5 protein-coding genes are annotated in these 6,563 nt (G+C 69.5%); all 5 read right to left on the bottom strand.

What is annotated here, in order from left to right; genetic code table 11:
• Positions 1-137: 137 nt before the first annotated feature.
• Complete coding sequence (locus AB0L40_RS25620; protein WP_364361282.1) at positions 138-752, bottom strand: Fic family protein; 615 nt, start codon at positions 750-752, stop codon at positions 138-140.
• Between the two features lie 13 nt (positions 753-765).
• Entirely contained in the window at positions 766-975 is a 210-nt protein-coding gene (locus AB0L40_RS25615; RefSeq protein WP_364361280.1) for a hypothetical protein, read from the bottom strand.
• Positions 976-2,078: 1,103 nt separating this feature from the next.
• The gene (locus tag AB0L40_RS25610) at positions 2,079-2,360 is read right to left on the bottom strand and encodes a hypothetical protein (RefSeq protein ID WP_364361278.1); all 282 of its coding nucleotides are present in this window, start codon (positions 2,358-2,360) and stop codon (positions 2,079-2,081) included.
• Between the two features lie 206 nt (positions 2,361-2,566).
• Positions 2,567-2,920, bottom strand: a complete 354-nt coding sequence (locus AB0L40_RS25605; RefSeq protein ID WP_364361276.1) for a transposase — start codon at positions 2,918-2,920, stop codon at positions 2,567-2,569.
• Positions 2,921-3,178: 258 nt separating this feature from the next.
• Positions 3,179-4,669, bottom strand: a complete 1,491-nt coding sequence (locus tag AB0L40_RS25600; protein ID WP_364361274.1) for a hypothetical protein — start codon at positions 4,667-4,669, stop codon at positions 3,179-3,181.
• Positions 4,670-6,563: the final 1,894 nt, after the last annotated feature.

Raw genomic sequence — 6,563 nt, 5'->3', positions numbered from 1 at the left:
CCGCGGAACCTCCTCGAGGACGAGCACGTCGGGCCCCCCGAACTCGTGCTGGCGGATCGCGTGCATCGTCGGCGCGGACATCGCGCGGAAGGCTAGATGGTCGGGCCGCGGGGGTCCCGGGACGGACGCCCGGCGACTCAGCGCCCGAGGTCCACGCCGCGGTCGCGCCGGCGGGCGATCGGCTCGGCGATCTCCCGGACGAGTTCGCGCAGCGGCTCGAGGTGGCCGCGAAACGCCGCCTGGTAAGCGGCGACGTTACGGTCACGGTCGAGGTCGGCCCAGTTGAGTTGGACGCCGACCTCGGCGCCCCACTGTGTGAAGAACGCCCGGGTCGCGCGCCCGTTCCCTTCACGGAACGGGTGCAGCGCGTCGACGCCCGCGAGGTGGCCCGGTAGCCGGTTGACGACGCGCTCGTAGGAGAGCTCACGCAACACGGGGCCCCGTTCGACCCGTGCGAAGACCTCCGGGGCGTACTGCTCGAGCAGGTGCGCGCGGCAGAACAGTGCGTTGTCCTTGGCGATGTCGGTCGTGCGCAGCTCGCCCGCCCACGCGTAGATCGGGGAGAACAGCCGGCGATGGATCCGCTGCAGGTGTGCGAGGTCGTACTCGCCGGCCTCTGGCCGCTCTGCGAGGTCGAGGTCGGCGATCAGCGTCACTCGGGCCTCGACCCGGGCCAGTTCGTCCTCGTCGGTGATCTCGAGCCGGTTGCGGAGGACGCGAGTGCCGGGGTAGACGTAGGGGTCGACCGCCACGCGGCCGCGTCGCTCAGCGCGTCCAGGCCGGCGCGGGCGCCGGGATGAACCGCTCGACCGACTCGCCGGCGAGGACCATCCGCTTCGCGGCGGCCCAGTCGCGGTCGGAGACTCGGCCGGCCGCGCGGGCGTCGGCGAGCGCGATCAGGTCCTCGCCGGGATCCAAGCCTTCGGCCCGGATCGACCCGACGATGTTCCGAACCACTGGCGACCGGACGTCCATGACCACACATTCTAGCGGCGCAGGCGGCGCGCCACACCCGCTCTCGCAGCGTGCCCCATCGAGGAGCGCCGGTCGCAATCTCGTCGACGGCCACGACCCCGAGCCGCATCAGCCGGGGGTGCGCCATACGTCGGCCGCCCGTCGCGGGGGAGGAGTCGACTCCAGGGGTCACTTCCTCGGATCAGAATTCGTTAGTTGACGTAACTCTCCGTATCGAGCGTCGCCCTTGGCCTGCGAGGAGGGGCCACACGCACCGCCTGGGCCGCGAGTCGCCCCCTGCTTCCAATGCGCCGACGGCGTGCGATGCGGCGATCCAGCGTGTCCCACGTCCGGCTACGTGGCGCGCATACGCTTGCATGACGTACGCCGGTCGGCGTACGTTGACTTCGTCGCCGCTTTCCTCGCGTTTACCCGTGGTGCGATGGGCGACGTCCTCTGTCCCCCGTTCCCAGGAGGCGCCCCGCGCGCCCAGTACCCCTTCTCGTAGGCGCCGTGCTCGGTGGCGTGTCCATCGCGGGTGTCGCGTCAGCGGCCGCTCCGCCGTCCTCGACCGCTCCTCTGCCACCGCTGCTCTCCACGTAGCTCGGGGAGAACATGAACCGGGCGTTCCGGGAGACCGGGACGCCGAACCCGCCTGTTCGGTCGACGCCGCCGAAGCGCTCAACGGAGGAGCTCGAGCGGTTTGCGCGATCGCGGACCGCGGACCGGGGTCGCTCGACGGCTGCGGAGGTGCGGAAGCAGATCGGCGCGCGGTCGCCGGCGTTGGTGTCGTCCGGGGCGGTGGTGCCGAAGGCGAGCGAGATCGACGAGGTGATCGGCCAGACCGCGATCCGGGTTCGCGGCAAGGACGGGAAGGCGGAGGGCGTGATGCTGTGCAGCCTGCCCTTGGCCGAGAACGCCAGCGACGACCCGAACGATCCGAAGTGGAAGGTCGCGGACCTCGCGTTCGCGGAGAAGGCCGGCCGCTTCCAGGTCAGGCGTCCGATCGTTCCGATCTCGGTGCCGAAGACGGCGGGCCGATCGGTATTGATCGGCAACCTCTCGCTGCGCCTCGCACCCAAGGGATCGGAAGCGCAGGGCGTGGCGTCCGGCGAGAACGCCGTCTACCCGGACGTCTCCGAAGACGTTGATCTGCTCACCCGCGCGTTGCCGATCGGGTCCTCCGTGGCCTGGAGCCTCAGAAGCCCGAGGTCTGAGCGGTCGATCTCGATGCCCCTGGATCTCGCGAAGGGCCAGAAGCTCGTCAAGGACGCCGGAGGGTCGGCAAAGATCGTCGACGACCAGAACCAGACCGTGGGTGCGGTCTCGATCGCGACCGCCCGGGACGCAGACGGCCAGTCCGTGCCGCTGACCACGAAGATCAACGAGTCGACGTCGACGATCACCTACACCGTGAACCCGGATCCGGACGAGACGGCCTGGCCAATCAACGTGGACCTGGACATCTTCTACGACGTCAACTGGCGGACCGGGTCGACGAACTACAACGGCTGGTTCAAGCAGAGCACCACCCGGGGCGAGGCCGCACAGCCGTTTCAGTACTTCCAGAGCGCGGAGAACCTGCCGACCTCACAGGGCGGCCTGGCCATCTTCACCCCGGCGAGCCCCGGCGAGTACGAACTACCAGCAGATCCAACCGGGCGTCTGGGGAGAGGCCGGCGCGTGGGGACGCTACGCCCCCGGCAATCCCGACGCGCCCGTTCGAGCGTCTCAGGTCCTGGTTCTCGCGGCGTAGGCGGGCCAGCTCCTCGCGCTCCGCGCTCGTCACCGGCCCGCCTGCGCTGCCGCCACGCGCGTCAGCTTCGGCCTGCCGTACCCACGACCGCAGCGAATCCCTATTGATGCCGAGCTCGTCAGCAATCTGCGCGATCGGCCGCTCGCTCTCCAAACAGAGCCGGATCGACCGCTCCTTCAACTCCGGCGGGTACTGCCGTCCTCGAGCCATATCGAGACATCCTTCCTGCTGGCGCGCTCCGCGCGCCACGCACTCAGCTGTCCGTCAAACCCTGCCTGCCTCATACGACGACCGACCCCCATAGGGTCTGAGGCAAGGCCCGCGGGTGGACGAGGGCCCCGATCCCGCCGTGCCCGATCAGGCGGTCGCGATCGGATCGGCCACCGGGTATCCGAGCTGCTCCACAACGTGCACCATCGTCGCTTCGTGCGTCACGACCGTCGCTTCGATGCCCGCGGAGCCCGACAGCTACGGCTTCCGCAGCGCGGTCGCGGCGCTCGTGACCTCGGCCTGCGTGGTCGGGTCCACGTAGATGAAGCGGTAGCGCTGGGTCGTGGAACGCGGGACGCGGACCTGGAAGATGCCGTACTTGTCGGTCTTCACGGTCTTGTAGTCCTTGAACGACGAGGACGCCTTGCCGCCGCGCTGCAGGCGGACCGTGGTCGCGGTGTCGCCCGGTCGGACCTGGCCCCAGACGTTCGCGGCCTTCGTGGTGCGCCAGCCGAAGATCGGGTTGGCGAAGACGGCCGCCAGCGGCTTGGGCTTGCCGTCGAAGGTGTAGAGGCCCGACTGCCAGCTGTTGAAGTTCGACGCGCCGGTGCCCTTCTCGTCGAACCACTCGTACTGCGTCAGGGTCTTGACCCGCGGGTTCCTGGCCGCCAACGACCAGGCCCACTGCAGGTACGACGCCGCGAGGCTCGGCGACTGGTACCCCTCGCTCGGGTCGGGCGGATTGGTCTGATAGCCGTACTCATCGAGCCAGAGCGGCAGCCGCTTCGCCCCGACGGACGTCAGTCGCTTCCGCGCCGTCAGGCGATCGATGACCTTCTCCAGGCGCGGCAGGTCTGCCAGGCGGGCGTTGCCCGTGTCGGGGTCGGCCTGCCCGGGCGAGTACTTCAGCGAGTGCGGGTGGTACGCCAGAGCATCGCCGCTGACCGGCTTGAAGTTCTTGCACTCGCCCGTCCGGATCGGTCGGTACTTCGCGTTCACGCAGCCCATGGCCCGCAGGAAGGGTAGTGGTTGCGACGTGGTGTTGCCACCCGTCACGAACCGCTTGCCGATCGAGGACGTCGCCCCGACCGCGACCCGCGCGACCGGATCCGCCGCGTGGATCGCCGCATAGCCCGCACGCGCCAGCCCGCGGTAGAGGTGCGGCGCGACGGGAGCGCACGACGGAAGGCCCGTGGACGTCTTGACGGTCGCGTTGCAGGAGTACTGCGGCTGCAGCCAATATGCGAGGTTCGGCTCGTTCCAGACGATGTAGCGGTCCACCCGCGCGCCTACGTGCTTGGCGATCGCCGTCGCGAACTGCCCGAACTTCACGGGATCGGGCTTCCAGGTGCCGTTGGACCGAGCAGGCTCAGACGACCCCCAGTACGGCCCCGGGCCTGTGATCACGAGCGTGACCTTCAACCCGTGCTCGACCACGGTGTCGATCCGCCGGTCCAGGGCCGTCAGGTCGTACGACGCAGGATCGGTGGCGTCGAGTCCAGCGGGTGGCTTCGCGACCTTCGGACTCGGCGCGAGCGTGTCCCACTTCGCGAAGATCCGGACGTCCTGCACCCCCGAGGCCTTCCACTTCTCGACGGTGACATCCGCGCCGCCCGGCGTGTTGCCGTTGAGCACGTTCTCGTCAGCGATCCCGACCTCCAGGTCCTTGGCCGCAAGCGCACCGGACGGGAGGGCCAGGAGCGCGACGGTGGCGGCGACGAGGGCCGGACGTAGGAAGCAACGATGCATCAACTTGAGTCTCCGAGGGAGCGCGAGGGAGCGGCCCGCAGGCTCGAGCACACGCTGCAACAGGGCAAGTGTGCCAACCCGAGTCGGGCCGCGTGGTTGCGGCGCGCCGGTCGGCCCACGGGGGCACGGGGGATGCCAAGGGCCGGGGACCAGACCAACGGAGTCCGCGCTCGCTGGGGCCCAACCACTCGCACCCGCGACGTTCCACAACCAGACGTGGTCACAGGTCAACGAGCTGTGCGATGCGGCATCAGGCACGCCCTACTACCGAAGGACCGAGCCGAACTCGAGGTAGTGCAGCACTCCGTCCCCATCCCGCCACGTGGCGAGCCGCGGGATGCGGGTAACACGATGCATAAGTGCGTCGCCGCGGACGGCAACGTTCTGCCACCTCCCGCCTTCCGACAGGACTCGCACATCGTGCTGACCCCGTGCGATCAGGCCGTGGAGCGTCAGCCCCCCAGGCGTGAACGTGAGCCCCAGGTTCAGGGATCCCGCAGAGCGCCGCGATTCGGTGCAGCCCATGCTGGTCGCCGAGTCGGTCGCTCGGAACACGCTGCATACGATGCCCGTACCGGGTATGACGACGAGGTTGCCCTCGGTTCCAGCCGACCGTGCAAGCGACATATCGAGTCGACCGAATCGCTCCTGGGCCCCAGAGCCCTGGGGCGTCGCGGCGATCGCAGCAGCCCAATCAGGGAGCACGTCTGTGGGTGCACGGGGTCGCGCGAAGAGCGGGAGGTCCTGCGCCAGTACCTCGACGGTTCGACTCACGGACTCCGCCGGCAGGGCCGAAGCCGGCCGCGGACGGGCAACGACCGCGACCAGCGGCCGAGATCCGTACGGGCGGAGCCCGTTGTATTGACTGGCGACGCCGACAGGGCAGGTCGTCTCGTCGCGGACCTCCTTCGGGAGCCTTCGGTACGCGCGGAGGAGCAGCGCTGGGTCGTACCGTCGCCGAAGAGTTCCCGTGACGGGAGCTGTCACGCAGTCCGCGATCAGCGCGTCCACTCGTTTCGTCCCTGAACGGCGAGTCTCGAGCGACGCGTGGCGACTGGCCACCGCGATTCCACAGCGAGTCCAGAGCTGTCCCATCCGTCGCAGCTCGCGATATCCCCGCCGGACGACCGCCGGCGACAGGAGATCCGTGAGCGTCCCGTGGTGCGCATCGCAATCAGCCCGGATCTTTTTCGTCGCGGCGGCAACTGCCGGGATGTCGGACGGAGCGGGCGCGCGTGCCCCGGCGCTCGTCGGAAGTGCGCACGCACCGACGCACGCGATCAGGGTCGCGACACGGATGAAAGATCTAGTACTCGACACGGCTCTCCTGAGGTGGATAGCTCATATGACCCGCAGCGGGTGCATTCAGAGCGGTCGGTACCGGTCCCGTGTCACCGAGCTGGATTCCGCTCAGGCTCGAGCCTTCGGGAAGTCGGGGGACATGCTCGCGGTCCAGGGACAGGACACGAAGGGCCGTGAGGCCCTTTGCCTCTCCCTGTCCTTCGAGGACGACGGGCCGGGTTCGGTCCTCACGTGTGGCGAGCCCGGCGATGGGGCACGCGTCCACGTGTCGGCTTCGTCTCGACCGGCAAGAGGGACACGAGGGTCTGGGGCCTGGTGCCGGACGGCATCAACGAGCTGACGGTTGCCACCGACTCCGGCTCCCGCGGAGCACCACTACGCGTGCGACGAGCGAGCGCGACGAGGACCTTCGGCGTACGTGTCGACGGACTGCCTCCACGACCGAGGCAGCACGGTTTGGACGCCGGCCGTGCCGGGTGACGGGCTGCCGACGCGCGCGTCACGCGACGTCGAGGACGAGCTTGCCCGTCGTCCGGCGGGCGACGAGCGCCTCGTGCGCGGCGGCCGCCTCGGCCAGGGGCCAGCGACCGCC

Origin of the sequence: Patulibacter sp. NPDC049589, assembly GCF_040675535.1 — a bacterium.
GTDB lineage: Bacteria > Actinomycetota > Thermoleophilia > Solirubrobacterales > Solirubrobacteraceae > Patulibacter.
Note: the sequence above shows the minus strand (reverse complement) of the source record. Positions and strands in the feature narration are given on the sequence as shown.